This is a genomic window from Oligella urethralis DSM 7531 (assembly GCF_000372065.1).
Classification (GTDB): domain Bacteria; phylum Pseudomonadota; class Gammaproteobacteria; order Burkholderiales; family Burkholderiaceae_B; genus Oligella; species Oligella urethralis.
In genome coordinates this window covers 19,158-37,988 of sequence record NZ_AQVB01000019.1, presented here as the reverse complement: position 1 = coordinate 37,988, position 18,831 = coordinate 19,158, and the positions used below count along the sequence as shown (strand labels likewise).

Below are 18,831 nucleotides of genomic sequence, written 5' to 3'. Positions count from 1 at the left end.
TCGCGATTGGTCGCAAGAATTGGCTCTTTGTAGGTTCAGAGAAAGCGGGTCGACGTGCGGCTGCTGTGATGTCGTTAATTCAATCGGCTAAGCTCAATGGCCATGATCCTTATGCTTACCTTAAGGATGTGTTGGAACGATTGCCGACACAGAAAGCGAAGGACATTACTGAGCTTCTGCCTCATCGTTGGCAAGCGCCAAACGACACCAAGAATTAACACAATGCCCCGACAAAATCGGGGCATTGAACGTTTAAAAACGGAAGTCAATCGGAGTTCACCGGACGCTTACGTTAGAGCGTTTTAATCAATGATTGTACTTCGCTAACATCGAGTGTCTTTGCTGCTCCAAAACCAGCCACTTGTCTGATTCGAGTGATTTCTAAAGCAAAGAAATTGAAGTCTTTAAAATGAGTCATGAACTCGACATCAGGGAAGCGGTTTAAATACACATCACGATAATACGCCCAACTTGTTGTGCCACGTTCTTGGGCGATCGCATTAACTTGAAAAGTAACTCGCGATAAATCATGGACTGGTTTATCTTCCTCTTCGCTAGTGCATAACATCAATGATGCCGTTGGACGCTGCAATAAATAACGTGTATGAGCTGCAAACTCACTAATATGGATCACAAAATGTGCGTGTTGTGTGTCAATTGCAAAAGGAACCATAGAAACAAAAGGTTCTCCCTGGTTGGTCAGGGTAGCAAAAGAGGCGCTGCGTTTGCTACGTAGTAATTGCTGTAAATGTTTTAGTAATTCAGATTGTTCAGACATTTATAATCCTTTTTAAAATTTAACAATAATTTGGGCTTTCTGTTACAGACTCTGTAGAGGATGCGGAGTCCGAACGGAATAAAATATGGCGTTCATAGTCGAAGCCATGTGGTTTATGGTGCGAGAGTAAAATAATGGCACTCTCTAGGAGCTGTTCGCTAAGCATAGTCAGTATTTTTGCTTCACTTTCAGCATCTAGGGCGCTGCTTGCCTCGTCGAGGAATAGCCATTTAGGTGCTAGATAAACTGCTCTTGCTAGGGCTAGACGTTGTCGTTCACCACCGGATAAGGCATTTAATGTTGCTTGTTGCTCTTCTTTCGAAAGTGAAAGTTTTTCGATCAGATGAGGGAGGCCAACGGCATCTAGCAATTGCTTGGCTTCATCAAGACTCAGACTTTCTTTAGCGTTGGGATAACATAAAGCAGCGAGAATTCCTTGTTTAGGAATATAGGGGGTCTGGGGTAGGTAAAGACTTTGCTGGTGACTTGGATAATGCACATTACCCTTGGTATAAGGCCATAAACCGGCAATGGACTTTAATAGGGTACTTTTGCCAATACCGGAATTTCCTTGTAGCCAAATGCGCTCACCAGGTTTGACGTTGAGAGATTTTACGAATAATAAGGGTTCTTTCGTTGGAGTATATAGTTGCAAGTTTGTAATTGATAAATACCCATCCTCCTGGTGTGCATAGTCTGAATCATTTACCGTGTTATGATTGAGTTTTTTGAGTAATTGATCAAGACGGCGAGTAGATGCCGCTAATTCGGCCAAATCTTGGTAAGAGAAAATAAACCAAGACAAGGTAGTTACTACATTGGTGAAGGCACTTGCCAATTGCATGAGACCGCCTAAGCTTACTTTTCCAGCAATAAATGCGGGTAGAGCTAAGAACATGGGAATTCTGAGTACGGTTTGATAATAGGGTCGTGTAAAACAACCTAAAATCAGATTGCGCACGTTGAGTTGACGCCAATTTGTTTCGATTGCTTTAAATAATGCTTGCAGATGCTTTTGCTCTTGCTTTTCACCACGCTGTAGTGCGATAGCTTCACTGGAGTCACGTACATGAGTAAGAGCATAGCGAAAGTCTCCTTCACGTCGCTGTTGCTGTACTGTTAAGTTTCTTAACGGGGAGCCGAGAAAATGCGTAACACCACTTGAAATCAAAACATAAAGTGGTGCAGCCCACACCATATAACGAGGAATTTCTACCACATAGCCAAAGACATTAAAAGAAAGAGCAAAAGTAGATAAAGACCATAAAACAGAAAAGTACGATATGACGGAGATGATGGCCATGATTAATGCATGTACTTGTGTCACAGTCAGATTGATAAAAATCTTACAGTCTTCGGCAATACGTTGTTCAGGGTTATCTACAATGTCAGAATTTGAGTCTAGTTTGAGATACCAATGCTTATGACCACTGAGCCAGCGGTTAGTGATTGAGGTTGTAAGTAGTTTCCGCCAGCGTATTTCTAATAGATTTTGTATGTATTTGCCAATGAGATGCAGTGCTGCACTAGATAGCACAAGAACGACGAAAATACCGATTTGATGAACAATTTCTTCACCATTAATTTCCTGAAGCGCATTATAAAAATCGTTACTCCATCGAATCATACGAATGGAAATGGCTAGTCCAGCTAAGCTTAGCAGCAGGACAAAAATGAATTGTGCAATACCAAAAACACCCGCTTTGTTTTGTGTGCACAATCTCATTAGTCTAAAAAAAGGATAAAAAAAGCGTTGCATAAAGTTATTAATAAATAAAGAGAAAAAGCCACTTCCTAGCGTATGCTTGAAAGTGGCTGTATATTAAATAGAGCTTAGAAACGAGCTTGAATACCAGCGCTGAAGGTTCGGCCACGACCGGATAAGGTGTCGTAGTTCATAGAACCTGCGTAGCCATAGTTTCTATCAGTGAGGTTGTCAATATTCGCAAAGATATCGAGATGCTTGTTAACTTTGAAATTGGCATAGAGATCCACTAGTGTATAGCCTGGTAAATCTCTCCAATAGGAATTATCAGTAAACTGTCCAGCGGCTGCTTTACTGCTGCTCACATAGCGGATCTGAGTACCTAAGTTAAGACGCTCATTAAGTAGTCGTGTGCCTAGGTCAATGGTCCAATAAGTATCAGGCGCTAAGCTCGCAGCACCACCATTAATACCTGTACCAAAACCAATTGGTTGGTTAGTTAATTTACTATGAGAGTAAGAAAAGTTTATATAGGCTACACGCGCATCGTAGCCTAAGGTTATCTCTGCACCTCTTATGCGAACATCTTCTTTAGAGTTGACCCACATAATGGTGTCATAAGGTAGACCTGCCACTGGACCAAAATCATTGAAGATATAATCCTTTACTCTATTATTAAAATAACCAAGGCGGAAGTGCAGACTATCTTTGTCTAGGAATACATTGTTATTTTGATAAGAAATAGCAACGTCAAAGCCATCACTGGTTTCACCCTTAAGTGCTAAGTTATTACTTTGTCCATTACCTATACCATCACCGAAAGGTGTTCCAGCATAGAACACTTCATGTGTGGTTGGAGGACGGTAGGTATGAGAGTACATACCGTATAAGCTCCAGTTATCTGTTAAGTCATACTGGAAGCCAATGCTTGGCAGTACTTTACCATCTGAGTTGTGCTCCCAAGTATCTCCACATGTGGGACCGCCAGCTGGACAACCAGCGATGCCGGCATTGTACGGAGGTCGATAGCCATTGAGACGATAGTGGTCATAGCGAAGACCCGCTAATAAGGTGGCTTGGCCAATTTTCCATTGTAGATCAGTAAACACACTGCCTTTGTCGATTTTTCCAGGATGGTTGCCGCCACGGTTTTTCTTAGGAATAAAGCTATTATGATCCCATGCTAGTCCATAGCTAAGTAATAAGTCGTATTGGTCAAGCACTGATAAGAGGGAGTCATTGGTGACATTGATACCCCAAGTTTCATTATCAATACGTCTACCGGCATAGGTGCCGCCAATGTGATCGGCATAATCCAGCACGGTTTCATTGTAGTAGGCATGTGCTTGTAGTGAGATTAGTGGATTATTAGGAGTGTAGGCATAATCCGCAGTGACAGTGGTATTATCTACGTCCCATTCGTAGTTAGAGTTGCTAAATGTATTTCTATACCAAACAGTACCTAAGTCAAGCTGGTGTCTTTCATTAGGTTTGAAGCGCATTTTAACTAAACCACCTTTAGGTGAGCTAGCTGAGGAATTGGCGGAGTCTAATTTAGTGCCATTACCCGTTTTATAGTTACCTTCATTTTTGTAAGCACCTGCTGCGATGATACTGAGCGTACCATCCTCTCCACCTACCTCAGTAAAACGATGACCTACTGCAGCTAGACCTGAGGCATGCATGCCATTATTACCCAAACGGATTCGAGTGAGGCCACCGGTATTACCAAAAGCCAATACGTCATCCTCAGTGATTGTTGTTAAGTTAGCGGCACCTGCTAGTGCGCCAGTGCCATGAGCACCCTTAACAACACCACGAGTCACATTAATCCCACCTAGCAGTTCAGGATGTACATAGATTAAGCTATTCCCAGATGAGGTATGACTTGCAATGTTTTTAAAGGTTTGCGGAACGCCATCAAGCATGGTGTTAATACGACCATAACCACTTAAACCACGAATACTAATCTCTATCCCAGGTTGATTACTTAATTGGTTGGTGAAGACCCCTGGTATCCCACGCAAGACACGCTGTGGATCGCCTGCATTTTTTAACTGAAGATCGTCTTCGTGAACTTCACTATTAGTATAGTAAGAAGTGGCGCGTAGATTAATGCCATGCAATTCAATGACAGGCGTTGAGCTAGTTGTGGTGTCTTGTGAGTAGACGGGAAGAGTAATGGCACCTGTAATAATAAGTACCGGTAATTTTAAACGCATCAAAAACCTCATGCTTAATATTAATCATAATAAGAATCGTTATCATTATTGTTCGAGGTTTGATGTAAGTCAAGTGTTACTAAGTTTTAATAATAATTAATCCTTGTTTAGTTATTGTTTTTCTGAATTAAAAAGCAAAAGGACCGGTCTCATGGGAGAAGCGGTCCTTTGAATGTGTTTAGGCTGTTAATCTTAAGTTTTCTTGAAAAACTCAGATTTTAAATCCATGGATTGGCCATCGACGCGGCCAGAGAAGTTGTGGTCACCTGCTTGTAAGCGAATGGATTTTACGCGCGTGCCTTGCTTAATCACGGTGGAGCTGCCTTTGACGCGTAAATCCTTAATTAACACCACATCATCACCGTCTTGTAGTCGCGTGCCGTGCGCATCAAAGACCTGCAAACCATCGTCCTCTTCAACGTCTGGCTCGGACGCTAACCATTCGTGAGCACATTCAGGGCACACGAGCTGCATACCGTCATGGTACGTTAACTCAGACTGACATTGAGGACAGGGTGGAAAAGGCATCATCATCTCCTTATAACTAGTTTTGATTTAAAATAAATCAATGTAATTAGCCGAAATATAAGGCATTATAAGCTTTATATTGCCTAAGTGCCAAATCAGCTGGTGCTTAATGGCTAAGCAGCTCGATGGATTTAATTTGCGCTAGGGTTGTACAACCGCTGAGTGCCATGCAGACCTCTAATTCCGTCCGTAGTATATGCAATACATGCGCCACACCGGGAGCACCAGCTGCGGCGAGGGCATATAGATAGGGACGGCCGATCATGACGGCGGTGGCACCTAAAGCCAATGCAATAAATACGTCGCTACCGCGTCGAATGCCGCCATCCACCAACACGGGTATGCGCCCGTCAATAAGATCACAGATGCTTTTTAAGACCCTTGCGGTTGGGGGCAAGATATCCAAGACTCTGGCGCCATGATTGGACACAATTATGCCCTTCGCACCAATTTCAAGGGCTTTTTGCGCATCTAGGGGATGTAATATGCCCTTAAGCATCACGGGTAAGGGACAGTTTTCTATAAACTGCTGGACCTTGTCCCAATTAGGGGCATTGGCTAAAAAACCGCTACCAAAGATGGGGCTTTCTCCGGGCGCGCCTTGCGGCAGCGGCGGCATATCAAAGTCCTCCAGTAGCACTGCTTGAATGTCATCTGGTAAAGCAAAACCAGCCCGTTGTTCACGATTTCTAAGGCCATTTACGGGAGCATCTACGGTTAACACAATGGCCTCAATGCCGAGTGCTTGCGCTTTACTCAAGAGTTTTTGGGAGGCGCTCTCATCTGTTTGCCAATACCATTGCAACCACTTGGTACCCGGCGCCTGCTCACATAGTGGCTCTAGTGGGGTCGAGCTCTGCATGCTGATAATATAAGGTGTCTCCATTGCCGCTGCGGCAAGGGCAGAGGCGATTTCACCAGCGGGATGGGCCATTCGTTGAAAGGCGATGGGGGCACAGAAAATCGGAAAGGGATGCGTTTTATTAAGTAAAGAAAAAGCGATGGTGGCTCCATCAAAATCGCTTAATACACGGGGCATGACGCTGTATTGATGCCAAGCGTGGATATTATCCACTAATAAACGCTCATCCGCTACACCGCCTGAAAAATAGGCCCACGCTTGTGGTGACATGCGTGCTTTGGCCAGCTCAATATAGTCGTCCACTGCGACGACATCAGCTGGGATTTGGCTTAAGGGGGCTAAGGCCATGCTATACCTCGGCCCATTCGCGAATCAGATTATGATAAACGCCACTGAGTGCAATGGCTTCTGCTCTACCATCTTGGCTCATGGATAGTCGCTGAATACTCTGATCCAATTGCCACAGTAAACGTCGACGATGGGCTTGGCGAATCATGCTTTGGGCCCAGAAAAATGAGGCAAAGCGCACTCCAGAGGTGACCGGTTCCACGCGGTGTAAACTGTCGCCAGGATACACTACCATATCACCTGCTTTTAATTTGACGGAATGGCTGCCGTAGCTATCCTCTATGATCAGCTCACCACCCTCATACTCATCTGGCTCACTGAAAAAAATGGTGCTAGACACATCGCTGCGCATCATTTGCTGGCCTTCGGGTAGATTGAAAATGGAGTTATCAATGTGGTTGCCGTAGGTGCCACTATGTTCATAGCGATTAAAGCGTGGTGGCAGAATTTTAGCGGGGAGGGCAGCGGCAATATAGCTAGGATTGGCACGCAAGACTTGTCTTAAAAAATCACCTAGTTCTAAGGCTAATTCACTTTGGGGGTTGAGTTGTAGATTGTGCTTAACATCCTGTGCCAGGAAACCTGCTGTTTTTTTACCATCCTCCCAGTTAGCCTTTTCTAAACGCTGTCGAATGATACTCAGCTCATCGGTTGATAGTAGATTTTCAATTACAATAATCATTGGTATAACCCATAAAAAAACCACCCACTCTAGTATAAATAAAGTGGGTGGTAGCTTAAATGCTAAAAAGGATTAATATTTAAATCTAGCATTTAAGGTGTAGGAACGGCCAGGGCCGACGTTAGCAAAAATGCCCACATGTGAAGCATCATAGACACGGGTATCGGTGATGTTATTCACATTGGCTTGGAGCTCAACATGCTTGTTCACATCCCAGCGTACCATGGCATCCCATACTAGATGCGATGGTAGCTTTTTGGTATTGGCGTCATCGACATAGCGCTTACCAACATAGGTGATACCTGTACCGACGGTCACCGCAGGGTGTACCTGATAGCTGGTCCATACATTAGCGCTATGTTTGGCGATAAACTTCGTTTGATTGCCATCAAAGACGTTTTTGCCGTTACGGTATTCTAGGATCTTAGGATCTAAATAAGTCCAACCGGCCGCAATATTCCACTTATCGGTGATTGAGCCATTAAGCGATAGCTCCACACCGCGTACACGGTTCTTACCGATATTTTGTACCGAACCATCAAGGTCAGATGAACGGGCATTATTTTTGCGGGTCTCAAAGATAGCGGCAGCAACGCTTAAGCGCTCATTCAGTAGATCCCACTTGGTACCTAACTCATAGCTGTGGGCGCGCTCAGGCTTTAGATCCTCATAGATTTTAGCTGCGCCCGCTGGACCGTCTGCACCACCTGCCTGACCTAAGTTTTCACCTGGCGGGTTAGCAGAACTAGCATACGAGAAGTAGATAGAACCGTACTCCACAGGTTTATAAATTAAGGCAGCTTGCCAACTCACGATATTGTGATCGGCACGTTGATTGTTAAGCGCATCGTGCACTCTGAAATTATCGAAGCGAACACCGGCGTTAACTAACCAGTTTGGATTAAACGTGATGGTATCAAATAAATAGACTGATTTAGTCCTGATATCACCTGCTTTGCTTTTATCACCAAAGCTTTTGTTGACGTGCCCCCAGTCTTGGTGTGGGTTAGGCTGCCAGAAGTTATCATGACTTCTGCCGATCTTTACCTTGCTCGTATCACGGTTATAGATATCCTCTTTAGCAAATTCGAAGCCCGCATTAATGCTGTGCATTACGGAGCCTGTGTTAAATTCACCATAAATATCGGTCTGGTTGATGAGCGATTCTGCTAAGCGCCAACGAGCACGATCATCGCGTCGGAACATGAGGTTCTCATCAAGCGAGCGACAACTTGCTAAATGGGCTTTTGGACCTGGGGCTAATTTACCACGACGCATCGAACCGCAGTTATCAAAGCTTGGGCGAGTATAGAGGTACTTATTTAAGCTACGACCGTAGCGGGTTAAGTTACGTACGGTAAAGTTATCGTTAATATCATGCTCTAATTCAATGGTCGCCGTATCAAAGATGTTTTTTCTAAAGTCCGCACCATAACGACCGTAGTAATTACTACGGTTAGGTTTTAATGGCTCGCTCATATCAGGCTGGCGAAAATTTTGATACGGTATACCAAAGTCTGGTGTGTCGTTATTTTCAATATGTGAGTAGCTTAAGATAGCGCGTGTTGGTGTGCCTAAACCAAAGGCGATAGACGGAGCAATACCCCAGCGGTCATACTTGACCGGACCACGACCGGGCACCTGACCACCCATACGCATGGCATTTAAGCGGAAGGCGATGCTATCGGTTAAGACTGCATTCCCATCAAAGGTTAAACGATGCTGACCACGGTTACCATAGGTGACACCGCCTTCGATCGCATTGTTTAAGTGAGGCTTCTTGGTCACGAGGTTAATGCTACCACCGGTACCACCACGGCCTGTATAGGCTGAACTTGGGCCCTTTACTACTTCTACCGATTCTAGGTTAAAGGTTTCGTGTGAACCGCGTGCATAGTCACGTGCACCATCAATAAAAATATCGGTACTGGCTTCGTAACCACGAATAAATGGACGGTCACCTGTGGGCGTACCACCTTCACCTGAGCCTAGGGTCACACCCGGCGTGGTTCTTAATACGTCTTGTAATGAAGTGGCTGCTCTGTCTTTCATCAGCTCTTCTGTCACCACATTCACTGTACGCGGCGTATCCACTAATGGCGCCGTCATTTTGCGTGATTGGGCGCGCGTTACCTGGTAGTTGCTCGCTGCGCTCGCTTCAACGTTGAGCGACGGCAGCTGTTGCACATTCCCTTGCTCCTGTGCCAGCGCAATACCACTGCCTAAGGCAGCAGACATGGCAGAAAATAGCACCGTCTGTGTGATCGGCTTATTTAAATCAAACTTTGTAGACATTAATTTTTCCCTTTCCCTCTGAGGAAAATTGAGTGTTAAAAAGTGGAGCCCTTGATTTATGTCAAGAACACTAATGCAAATTATAATGATTGCTATTAAGAAAGGCAAAGATTTTAATGTATTTGCAATAATTGTTAATTTTCTGTAAGTTTTTTACAACAATGTTAAGGGATAGAGGACTTGGGCTAGGGTAGTAAAAAATCAGCCGTTCATGCGCTGAACGGCTTTGTATTGATGAGGGGAAGTGAGGGCAGGGTGGCTAATTATCCCAGCGCTCGGGATCGTAGGAGAAAACGGGCAGTGACCATTGCCATTTCAATGCGGCTAAGCGCATACTGAGGCCCAGTACAAAAGGTACCAGTAAGGTGATATTTTCATTAAACTTAAAGTAAATCAGTAGCAGATAGACATTTGCCACAATAAAGGACACGCTCGCATAGAGCTCCTTGCGAAGCACTAAGGGCGTGCGATTACACATAATATCTCTGAGTATGCCGCCGAAAATCCCCGTCGTAATCCCTGCCATAATTACCACGGGTAGGGCATAGTTCAGTTTCAGCGCGACATTGCAACCAATAATGGTAAAGGCAACCAGACCCATGGCATCCACTAATAAGAAGATCTGATTGAGTTTACGCATGTATTTGGCAATGACAATGGTAAACAGGCCAGCACCAATGGTGAGATAAATATAGAGTGGGTGTTGGGTCCAAGTGATGGGGTAGTTGCCGAGCAGCATATCACGCACGGTACCACCACCAAGTGCAGTTAAAAAGGCAATCAGCGCAACGCCGAATAAGTCCATATTGCGACGACCAGCGGCTAGTGCCCCGGACATGGCTTCGGCAGTAATAGCGATCACAAAAATATAGTTTAACATCATCGGCAAGACCTACTAGATTGTGATGCCACTCCCTCTGTTCTTGGTACCTGAGAGTTTTGATAGCTAAGGCTACTTGCTCCTTCGGTGGGTTAGTCATCTAACCACTCTCCAGTTGGCGGATAATTGCGATGTGCAGTACATGAGCCTGAGCGTTTATGGGAGTTTGCGCCTTCGGCGGGTGTAGAAAACCTCTCTCCTGCGACAGAGCATGATTATACGCTAGAAAGCATGAATGTAAATTAAGATTTGCCCTAGTTATCTTATTAATAAGTGTAATAGTTCATTAAAGATTTTGATTAAAATCAAAAATTGTCAATAAGTGATTAAATGCTAGCGAAGTTTCATGTTAATATTCATTACAAAAGATGTATTTAAAATACATATATTTTTCAAGTTAAAAATTAAAGCTTAAGAGAGCTTTTCTTGGCTGTAGGTAGAGGAAAAGCTAAGGAGAATATCTTGCTATATCGACAAAATATACCAGTAAATCCTTCAGATAGTTCTGGGTCAACTCAGTTAGAGTGCTTAGCATGCCCCTTTTCTAAATCCTTTCTACCATTTCTGCTGAGCTTTATGCTCATTGTTTGCTGTATGTTCTTTAGCTCAGCTGCTGTGGCTAACTCGCGCTTGGGTGAGTTTCTCGCTACGGTTCAAGCTTCTGAGGTGTTTCCTGACGCTGATGGTTATGGTGCCGTTCAGGGTAATCCGCCCTATGCTCAGGTATTTAAAGGCCAGGAGGCTGTGGGCTATGTATTTCTGACCACGGATATTGTGAACACGCGTGGTTATTCTAGTAAGCCTATTGATACCTTAGTGGCATTGGATAATGAGGGTAAGATTGTCGGTGCTAAATTAGTTGAACACCACGAACCAATTGTTTTAATTGGTATTCCTGAAACCAAGATGGTCGATTTCATTAACGGCTACATTGGTATGAACTTAATTAAAAACCCATTACCGGTCGGCGCGCCGCCACCAGTCGATATGATTAGTGGTGCTACGGTGACATTGATGGTTATTGGTGACAGTATTTTGCGTTCATCCAGAATTATGGGGCAAGCGTATCAAATTGGTATGTCACCAGATGCGGTCTCTCCCGTTGCCGATACCGTAGCAAGAGCTGAGACTGACACTAAGGCGACACCTAAAGTAATTAATCAAGACCTGTTGGAGATAAAGTCTTGGGATGTTTTATTAGAAGAGGGCGCTGTTGCTAATCTAAACATCAACGTTGGTGAGATTAATCAACGCTTCATAGACTCTGGTCGTCCCGGGGCTGGGCGTAAAGAAATAGGTGGGGACCCTGACGCTGAGTTTATTGATTTGTATGCGGCGGTGGTGTCTGTGCCATCCATTGGTCGTAGTCTTTTAGGAGAGGCTGAGTTTGACTATATGCAGTCTCGCCTAAAGGAAGGACAGCAAGCGATCCTGATTGCCGGTAATGGCATTTATTCTTTTAAAGGCTCAGGTTATGTGCGCGGTGGCATTTTTGACCGTTTCGATATTATTCAGGGCGAACATAGTTTCCGTTTTACCGACTTGGAACATAAGCGACTTTATGATGTGATGGCTGAGGGGTCGCCTCGCTTTAAAGAAGTTGGTTTATTTTTTGTATCTGAGGATTATGATTTCTTTAATCCGGTTGAACCTTGGCGTCTGCAGTTGTTAGTTCAGCGTGAAATCACCGTGCATGAGAAAATTTTCATTCCAGTCGAGCTAAATTATCATTTGCCAGAAATTTATACCATGGATGATCCTTCTGCACCGGTGGTGACAGACATCGCTGCAGCTGTAGCGACGCCTTCTCAAGCCGAAACGGCTGGACCTGTTGATCACCAAGTCACTGATCATGCGCAAATGTTTGCGGACGACGTACCGTTATGGCAGATTATTTGGAAAACTAAATTGCCACAGATTATCGTGGTTGTTATTGCACTGATATTGCTTGGCTTTGTATTCTTCTTCCAGCATGCCTTGGCGCGTCACGAGAAGCTATACAATTACTTCCGCACTGCTTTCTTACTATTTAGTCTGTTTTATATCGGCTGGTACGCCAATGCACAATTATCAGTAGTCAACGTCTTAACCTTTACCACCTCACTGCGGACAGAGTTTAATTGGGAATACTTCCTGATGGATCCCGTTGTCTTTATTCTCTGGTGTGCCACAGCGATCTCTATGATCTTCTGGAATCGTGGTGCATTCTGCGGCTGGTTATGTCCCTTTGGCTCCTTACAGGAACTATTGAATAAAGTAGCTAAAAAGCTGGGCATTAAACAGATCAAGGTGCCTTATGCTATTCATCATCGGGCGGCTGCAATTAAATACGTCATTTTTATTGCTTTATTCGGCTTCTCTTTATATGGCCTGGCATTTGCCGAGAAATTGGCTGAAGTTGAACCATTTAAGACGGCAATTATCTTGAAGTTCTTGCGCAGTTGGCCGTTTGTTACTTTTGCAGTGTTATTACTTGTTGCAGGTCTATTTATTGAACGCTTTTATTGCCGCTATTTATGTGCCCTTGGTGCCGGCTTAGCGATTCCTGCTAGGTTACGAATTTTTGACTGGTTACGCCGTTACAAAATGTGTGGTGACCCATGTCAGCGTTGTGCGGTGGAGTGTCCGGTTGATGCGATTACACCGGAAGGTCCTATTGAACCTAATGAGTGTATCCAGTGCTTACATTGTCAGATGTTGTATTTACATGAGAAAAAATGTCCTGAATTAATTCAACGTTCGGCTAAACGTCGTCGTCCATCACCTGGTGCGAAAGCGAGTCCGGAGCCGGTGTTTACAGAAGAGGTATTACGCTTTATGCCTAATGCCACTGCTTTTGAAGCAAAGCCCAAGAAGCAGAAAGAGGGTAGATAGTTTGGTGTTCTATTTATTCTGAGTCATCGTGCTTGAAAAAGCACAATAATCCATGAGGTTTACTATGAAAGATAATGCAGACAAGAAGCCAATTCTTGAAATGAAGCGCCGTCGCTTTTTAGGTGCGGCAGCAGCTACCGGTGCTGCCGGTTTTGCGGGTGGCGTCGGATTGCCTAAAGTCTTTGGCGCTAAGAACGCCCATGCTCAAGCTAAAGGTGCTGAAGGTGGTTTGGATAATCATGTAGGTCCTGGTGAATTGGACGAGTACTACGCCTTTAACTCAGGTGGTCAGTCTGGTGAAATCCGTATTCTAGGCTTACCTTCTATGCGTGAGCTTATGCGTATCCCAGTTTTTAATATGTGTAGTGCTACCGGTTGGGGGCGTACCAATGAGAGCCTAGAGATACTTAATGGGAATATTACGCCACAAACTCGCCAGTTCTTGGAAGATCAGAACTTACGTTGCTTGCCTAACGGTGACGCGCATCACCCGCATATGTCCTTCACTGATCAAACCTATGACGGTCGTTATGTTTACATTAATGATAAGGCCAATAACCGTATTGCTCGTATTCGCTGTGATGTAATGAAAACCGACAAGATTGTTGAGTTACCTAACGTTGCAGCAGTTCACGGTTTACGTCCACAGCGTTATCCTAAGACTGGTTACGTATTTTGTAATGGTGAACATATTATCCCGCTGCCTAATGATGGTACTGTGATGGATAATCCAAAAGAGAATTTCTTTGCTGTCTATACTGCGGTTGACGGTGAAACCATGGAAATTGCATGGCAGGTCAAGGTTGACGGTAACCTTGATAACGGTGATGCGGATTACCAAGGTAAATACTCCTTTGCTACTTGTTATAACTCTGAGCAAGCACTTAATTTAGCAGGTTCTTCTGCTAATGAGCAAGACTGGGTAGTGGTCTTTAATATTAAGCGTATTGAAGAAGCGATTGAAAAAGGTGATTATGAGGAACTAAACGGCGTGAAGATGGTTGATGGACGTCATGGTTCGCCATACACTCGTTATATTCCGATCCCTAACTCTCCGCACGGTTGTAACGCTGCTCCTGATGGTATTCACATTGCTCTTAATGGTAAGGTCTCCCCAACTGTCACTTTAATTGACGTGCGCAGATTGGATGATTTGTTTGATGACAAGATCGAACCGCGTGATTGTGTGGTGGCTGAGCCTCAGTTAGGTTTAGGTCCTCTACACACTGCCTTCGATGGTCGTGGTAATGCTTACACTACACTCTTTATTGATAGCCAATTAGTGAAATGGAATATCGATTTAGCGAGACGTCAGTACGAGGGTGAAGATGTTGACCCAATTATTCAGAAACTTGATGTTCACTACCAGCCAGGTCATAATCACTCAACCATGGGTGAGACGAAAGATGCTGATGGTAAGTGGTTAGTTTCTCTGAATAAATTCTCTAAAGACCGATTTCTTAACGTTGGTCCATTAAAGCCTGAAAACGATCAGTTAATTGATATTTCGGGTGATGAGATGAAATTAGTCGCTGACGTACCAAGTTTTGCTGAACCGCACGATATGCTTTTAGTACATCGTTCCGTCGTTAATCCGAAAAATATCTGGGATCGCGATGACCCGCAATGGGAAACTGCAAGACAACAAGCCAAGGCCGATGGTGTTGATTTAGATACAGCTAACACAGTCATTAGAGATGGTGATAAAGTGCGTGTTTATATGACGGCGACTGCACCTCAGTTTGGTTTAAGCCAGTTTGAAGTAAATCAAGGTGATGAAGTCACTGTGTATGTCAGTAACGTGGAAGTAATTGAAGACTTGACTCACGGCTTTACGTTAGAAGGTCATGGTATTGCGATGGAGGTTTCTCCGGGTCAAACTGCTTCAGTAACTTTTAAAGCCTCACGTCCTGGCGTACAGTGGTACTACTGCCAGTGGTTCTGCCATGCATTACATATGGAGATGTCTGGTCAGATGTTGGTTCACCCTAAAAAGGTGTAATTGAGTGTCTATGACTTTATTTAGATGGCAACGTCTTATAAGTCTAGCATCTAGTGGGTTGTTTGGTGCGTTGATGCTGCACTCAGCAGCCCACAGTGATGTGCATGTTGTTCAGGAAGGTGATGATTTACAAGCCGTCCTGAACGCTGCACAGTCAGGTGATACGATTCAGCTTGAGTCAGGTCAATATGAAGGGCAGTTTGTTGTTGATGTTAACAATCTCAAACTCATTGGCCCCGATGATCATAGCGCGGTGCTTAAGGGAGCTCGTGAAGGACGTACTCTCTGGATTAAAAGTGAAGACGTGACGGTACGTTCTTTAACGGTCATGAATTCTGGTCAGAGTTTATCGCAGATGGATGCCGGCATTTTCCTGGATAAAACAGCGCACCGAGCTTTAATTGAAAAAAATCGCGTGTTGGACAATTTGGTCGGCGTTTATCTTTGGGGGCCGCATAATGTGGTGGTCCGGGAAAATTATATCGTCGGCAATAATAAATTACGTATGTCAGAACGTGGTAATGGGGTGACGGTCTGGAACTCTCCTGGCAGTCAAGTTTTAAAAAATGACATTCTCAATGGTCGTGATGGCATTTTCTCTAACACGAGTAGGGAAAATGTCTTTTCCGGTAATACCTTTAGAAATTTACGTTATGGGGTGCATTATATGTACACCAATGACAGTGAGGTGTCGGACAATATATCTTTAGATAATGATATTGGTTATGCGATTATGTTTTCAGATCGCATCCAAGTATTGCGCAATATATCAATTAATAGTAGAGATCAGGGTGTGATGATGAACTACGCCAATCACTCTACGGTAATAGCTAATGCAGTTCATAAAGCCGAGAAATGCGTTTATTTCTATAACGCCAATATCAATAAAATCACAGATAATTATTTTGAACAATGTGAGATTGGTGTTCATTATACGGGCGCTGCTCAAGGTAATGTCATTTTTAATAATGCCTTTGTTTACAACCAGACTCAGGTCAAGTATGTAGGTACTCGTTATGAGGACTGGGCTTATGAGGGCAGGGGTAACTACTGGAGCGATCATAGTGGTTTTGATTTGGATGGCGATGGGATTTCGGATACAGCCTATCGACCTAATGACATTATTGATCAAGTCATTTGGCGGGCACCCAGCAGCCGCATTTTATTAAATAGTCCGGCTGTCGCTGTCGTGCGTTGGGCGCAATCACAGTTTCCTGCTTTATTACCAGGTGGTCTGATGGATAGCTCACCGATTATGCGGATGCCGCAAACCCAGACTTATGAAAAACTACAGGAGTTGTTGGATGAGCGCAAATGAGTTGGTTTGTCTTGAACAGGTCGAAATGACTTACGGTAAACGGACAGTTATTCATTCTCTGGATATGGTTTTACACGAAGGTGAGTGCGTTGCTTTGGCTGGACATAACGGCGCTGGTAAAAGTACGGTAATGAAGTTGATCCTGGGACTAATTAGTCCGAGCAAGGGGGAGGTGCGCTTACTCGGACGCCAAGCTTCCGCTCGTCAATCAGTCAAGCTACGCTTTGATATAGGTTACTTACCCGAAGTCGTGTCTTTGTACCCGAATTTGACTGGCAGGGAAACACTAGATTTTTATGCTGAACTAAAACAAATCAAGGATAGGTCTTATCCTGAGTTATTGGCAAAAGTCGGGATCGCTAATGCCGCTAAACAACGAGTTAATACTTACTCTAAAGGTATGAAACAGCGTTTGGCTTTGGCTCAGGCGCTTTTAGGTGATCCTAAAATTTTATTATTTGATGAACCGACTACAGGTTTAGATCCGGCATCACGACAACAATTTTACGACATCATTCGTGAGCTTCGTGAACGTGGTGCAACGATTTTATTATGCACTCACGCTTTGACTGAGCTTGAAGGTAATGTTGATAGAGTAGTGGTGATGAATCAAGGGCTTAAGGTCGCTGATGGTAGTTTAGATAGTTTACGCAGTGACAGTGGATTGAGCTATCGTATTCAGATAAAAACCGTCACAGACAATCCACCGGATACGGGGCACGAGTGGCAGAGAATTGATGCTAATATTTATCGATTCAATTGTGAACAAAATGAAAAAATGTCATTGCTCAGTACGCTAGTACAAAATCCCCACGTTTTGGATGTGAATACATATGCGCCGAGTTTAGATGAAATCTATGCTCATTATTTAAGAAGAGAGGATGTATGAGGCAAATCCTGTCTATCAGTCTAAAAGAAATCCGTGACGGTTTAAGAAATCGCTGGGTATTGGCAACCACTTTATTGTTAGTGGTGTTTGCTTTGGTGCTTGGTTTATTGGGTACAGCTCCGACTGGTACGGTCAAGGTTGATCCTTTAACCGTGACGTTGGTGAGTTTGTCCAGTCTATCGATATTTTTAATTCCACTGATTGCCTTATTGCTTAGTTATGACGCCATTGTTGGTGAGGTTGAGCGTGGCACGATGTCTTTGTTGCTAAGTTATCCAGTTGCGCGTTGGCACGTGTTAGCTGGAAAGTTTATTGGGCATGTGGCTATTTTAGCGATTGCTACCGTCGTGGGTTATGGGATTGCCGGACTCGTATTGCATTTTATTTACGGTTCTAGCACTGAGGCGTGGATAGATTTCTCCAAAATGATTACTTTAAGTATTTTTTTGGGGGCGAGTTTTTTAAGTCTTGGCTATTTGCTGAGTACGCTGGTTAAAGAGCGAGCCACTGCTGCTGGTTTAGCACTTTTTGTATGGCTCTTTATGGTGGTGATTTTTGATATCGCACTGATCGGTATTTTGGTGGCCGATACGCAGCAAACGATTACCGCTGATACGCTGAACTATATATTACTCTTTAATCCAGCTGATATTTACCGTTTACTGAATTTAGTGGACTCTGAAAATATTTCTGTTTTTGCAGGAATGGCGGGGTTGAGTGATCAAATGAATTTGCGAGTCAGTGTTTTGTATGTCGCCTTAAGCTTATGGGTAATGGTGCCCTTTATTCTTGCTGTAGCAGTATTTAATCGTAAGCAGTTATAACATATCGGAGAAATTTTGATGAAAATGACATTTAAAGTGATTGGAGCTTCTTTATTATTATGTTTTAGCCTGACTGCTTGTAAACCAAGTTCAGAGTCTGTAGAAGTACCTCTTGCTGCACAAATCAGTGATGACTCAACAGGGCATTTTTGTCATATGTTTTTGTCTGAGCACGATGGTCCTAAAGCACATTTATTCTTGACAGATCAGGAGGATCCGATTTGGTTTACCGAGGTAAACCAGCTCTTTGCTTTCCGTCTATTGCCAGAAGAGGCTAAAAATATTAGCGCTATGTACGTTAATGACGCTACAGATGTAGAAGATTGGACTGACCACAGCGTAAACAAAAAATGGCTAGACGCAAAAACCGCTTTTTATGTGATTGAAAGTTCTTTTGTCGGGGGGATGGGTAGCTCAGATGCTTTACCGTTTAAAGAGCGCGCAAAGGCCGAAGAATATTCCAGCACTCATGGTGGACGTGTGGTGACCTTTGATGAAATGCCAAAGTCTTTTGTGTTCCAGCAACCTCCACAATCGCATGCAGGACATGGCACACAAGGTGCTCATGATAATCATGGTTCTAAAGCAGAGCATTCTGCCCATGATGCGCACCATAATCACTAA

General features: G+C 43.9%; 15 protein-coding genes and 2 riboswitches. Of the genes, 7 read left to right on the top strand and 8 right to left on the bottom strand.

From position 1 onward, the window contains the following. Positions 1–218 (top strand): transposase domain-containing protein (locus A3GA_RS0109725; protein WP_018027217.1); only part of this gene is annotated, 218 nt, incomplete at its 5' end. A gap of 74 nt (positions 219–292) precedes the next feature. On the opposite strand, the gene A3GA_RS0109720 is transcribed toward A3GA_RS0109725, so the two are convergent. The 8 genes from A3GA_RS0109720 to A3GA_RS0109685 all read right to left on the bottom strand — a co-directional run bounded on the left by A3GA_RS0109720 (position 293) and on the right by A3GA_RS0109685 (position 10,300). Next, the gene (locus A3GA_RS0109720) at positions 293–778 is read right to left on the bottom strand and encodes a HugZ family pyridoxamine 5'-phosphate oxidase (RefSeq protein WP_018027216.1); all 486 of its coding nucleotides are present in this window, start codon (positions 776–778) and stop codon (positions 293–295) included. Between the two features lie 19 nt (positions 779–797). Next, a complete protein-coding gene (locus A3GA_RS11585) occupies positions 798–2,537 on the bottom strand; it encodes an ABC transporter ATP-binding protein/permease (protein WP_018027215.1) in 1,740 nt (579 codons plus the stop codon). 74 nt (positions 2,538–2,611) lie between these two features. Beyond that, positions 2,612–4,705, bottom strand: coding sequence for a TonB-dependent receptor domain-containing protein (locus A3GA_RS0109710; RefSeq protein WP_018027214.1), 2,094 nt, complete (start codon positions 4,703–4,705; stop codon positions 2,612–2,614). A gap of 192 nt (positions 4,706–4,897) precedes the next feature. Further along, positions 4,898–5,236: a zinc ribbon domain-containing protein YjdM gene (locus A3GA_RS0109705; RefSeq protein WP_146741211.1), complete on the bottom strand. Its 339-nt coding sequence runs from the start codon at positions 5,234–5,236 to the stop codon at positions 4,898–4,900. Positions 5,237–5,339: 103 nt separating this feature from the next. Continuing rightward, positions 5,340–6,443, bottom strand: coding sequence for an alpha-hydroxy acid oxidase (locus A3GA_RS0109700; RefSeq protein ID WP_018027212.1), 1,104 nt, complete (start codon positions 6,441–6,443; stop codon positions 5,340–5,342). 1 nt (position 6,444) lies between these two features. Further along, a complete protein-coding gene (locus A3GA_RS0109695; RefSeq protein WP_018027211.1) occupies positions 6,445–7,125 on the bottom strand; it encodes a Fe2+-dependent dioxygenase in 681 nt (226 codons plus the stop codon). Between the two features lie 72 nt (positions 7,126–7,197). Continuing rightward, positions 7,198–9,420: a TonB-dependent receptor gene (locus tag A3GA_RS0109690; protein ID WP_018027210.1), complete on the bottom strand. Its 2,223-nt coding sequence runs from the start codon at positions 9,418–9,420 to the stop codon at positions 7,198–7,200. Positions 9,421–9,679: 259 nt separating this feature from the next. Next, positions 9,680–10,300, bottom strand: a complete 621-nt coding sequence (locus tag A3GA_RS0109685; RefSeq protein WP_018027209.1) for a trimeric intracellular cation channel family protein — start codon at positions 10,298–10,300, stop codon at positions 9,680–9,682. 27 nt (positions 10,301–10,327) lie between these two features. Beyond that, a riboswitch (glycine riboswitch) is annotated at positions 10,328–10,425 on the bottom strand. Between the two features lies 1 nt (position 10,426). Then, a riboswitch (glycine riboswitch) is annotated at positions 10,427–10,513 on the bottom strand. A 381-nt stretch (positions 10,514–10,894) separates the two neighbouring features. On the opposite strand from A3GA_RS0109685, the gene A3GA_RS0109680 reads away from it, so the two are divergent. The 6 genes from A3GA_RS0109680 to A3GA_RS0109655 all read left to right on the top strand — a co-directional run bounded on the left by A3GA_RS0109680 (position 10,895) and on the right by A3GA_RS0109655 (position 18,831). After that, positions 10,895–13,174 (top strand): NosR/NirI family protein, encoded by a 2,280-nt coding sequence (locus A3GA_RS0109680; protein ID WP_018027208.1) that lies wholly within the window; start codon positions 10,895–10,897, stop codon positions 13,172–13,174. Between the two features lie 64 nt (positions 13,175–13,238). Continuing rightward, the gene (gene nosZ, locus A3GA_RS0109675) at positions 13,239–15,176 is read left to right on the top strand and encodes a TAT-dependent nitrous-oxide reductase (protein WP_026156938.1); all 1,938 of its coding nucleotides are present in this window, start codon (positions 13,239–13,241) and stop codon (positions 15,174–15,176) included. A gap of 73 nt (positions 15,177–15,249) precedes the next feature. Next, positions 15,250–16,494 carry a nitrous oxide reductase family maturation protein NosD gene (locus A3GA_RS0109670; RefSeq protein WP_018027206.1) on the top strand — a complete coding sequence of 415 codons (1,245 nt, stop codon included), beginning with the start codon at positions 15,250–15,252 and terminating at the stop codon, positions 16,492–16,494. Next, positions 16,481–17,383: an ABC transporter ATP-binding protein gene (locus tag A3GA_RS0109665; RefSeq protein WP_018027205.1), complete on the top strand. Its 903-nt coding sequence runs from the start codon at positions 16,481–16,483 to the stop codon at positions 17,381–17,383. The genes A3GA_RS0109670 and A3GA_RS0109665 overlap by 14 nt, the downstream gene beginning before the upstream one ends. Next, complete coding sequence (locus tag A3GA_RS0109660; RefSeq protein ID WP_018027204.1) at positions 17,380–18,207, top strand: ABC transporter permease; 828 nt, start codon at positions 17,380–17,382, stop codon at positions 18,205–18,207. The genes A3GA_RS0109665 and A3GA_RS0109660 overlap by 4 nt, the downstream gene beginning before the upstream one ends. A gap of 18 nt (positions 18,208–18,225) precedes the next feature. After that, complete coding sequence (locus A3GA_RS0109655; protein WP_018027203.1) at positions 18,226–18,831, top strand: nitrous oxide reductase accessory protein NosL; 606 nt, start codon at positions 18,226–18,228, stop codon at positions 18,829–18,831.

What these genes read in the sequence shown, in the direction of transcription:
- A3GA_RS0109720 (WP_018027216.1), bottom strand. Translation starts at nt 778, where the DNA reads ATGTCTGAACAATCTGAATTACTAAAACATTTACAGCAATTACTACGT.
- A3GA_RS11585 (WP_018027215.1), bottom strand. Translation starts at nt 2,537, where the DNA reads ATGCAACGCTTTTTTTATCCTTTTTTTAGACTAATGAGATTGTGCACA.
- A3GA_RS0109710 (WP_018027214.1), bottom strand. Translation starts at nt 4,705, where the DNA reads ATGCGTTTAAAATTACCGGTACTTATTATTACAGGTGCCATTACTCTT.
- A3GA_RS0109705 (WP_146741211.1), bottom strand. Translation starts at nt 5,236, where the DNA reads ATGATGCCTTTTCCACCCTGTCCTCAATGTCAGTCTGAGTTAACGTAC.
- A3GA_RS0109700 (WP_018027212.1), bottom strand. Translation starts at nt 6,443, where the DNA reads ATGGCCTTAGCCCCCTTAAGCCAAATCCCAGCTGATGTCGTCGCAGTG.
- A3GA_RS0109695 (WP_018027211.1), bottom strand. Translation starts at nt 7,125, where the DNA reads ATGATTATTGTAATTGAAAATCTACTATCAACCGATGAGCTGAGTATC.
- A3GA_RS0109690 (WP_018027210.1), bottom strand. Translation starts at nt 9,420, where the DNA reads ATGTCTACAAAGTTTGATTTAAATAAGCCGATCACACAGACGGTGCTA.
- A3GA_RS0109685 (WP_018027209.1), bottom strand. Translation starts at nt 10,300, where the DNA reads ATGTTAAACTATATTTTTGTGATCGCTATTACTGCCGAAGCCATGTCC.
- A3GA_RS0109680 (WP_018027208.1), top strand. Translation starts at nt 10,895, where the DNA reads ATGTTCTTTAGCTCAGCTGCTGTGGCTAACTCGCGCTTGGGTGAGTTT.
- nosZ (WP_026156938.1), top strand. Translation starts at nt 13,239, where the DNA reads ATGAAAGATAATGCAGACAAGAAGCCAATTCTTGAAATGAAGCGCCGT.
- A3GA_RS0109670 (WP_018027206.1), top strand. Translation starts at nt 15,250, where the DNA reads ATGCTGCACTCAGCAGCCCACAGTGATGTGCATGTTGTTCAGGAAGGT.
- A3GA_RS0109665 (WP_018027205.1), top strand. Translation starts at nt 16,481, where the DNA reads ATGAGCGCAAATGAGTTGGTTTGTCTTGAACAGGTCGAAATGACTTAC.
- A3GA_RS0109660 (WP_018027204.1), top strand. Translation starts at nt 17,380, where the DNA reads ATGAGGCAAATCCTGTCTATCAGTCTAAAAGAAATCCGTGACGGTTTA.
- A3GA_RS0109655 (WP_018027203.1), top strand. Translation starts at nt 18,226, where the DNA reads ATGAAAATGACATTTAAAGTGATTGGAGCTTCTTTATTATTATGTTTT.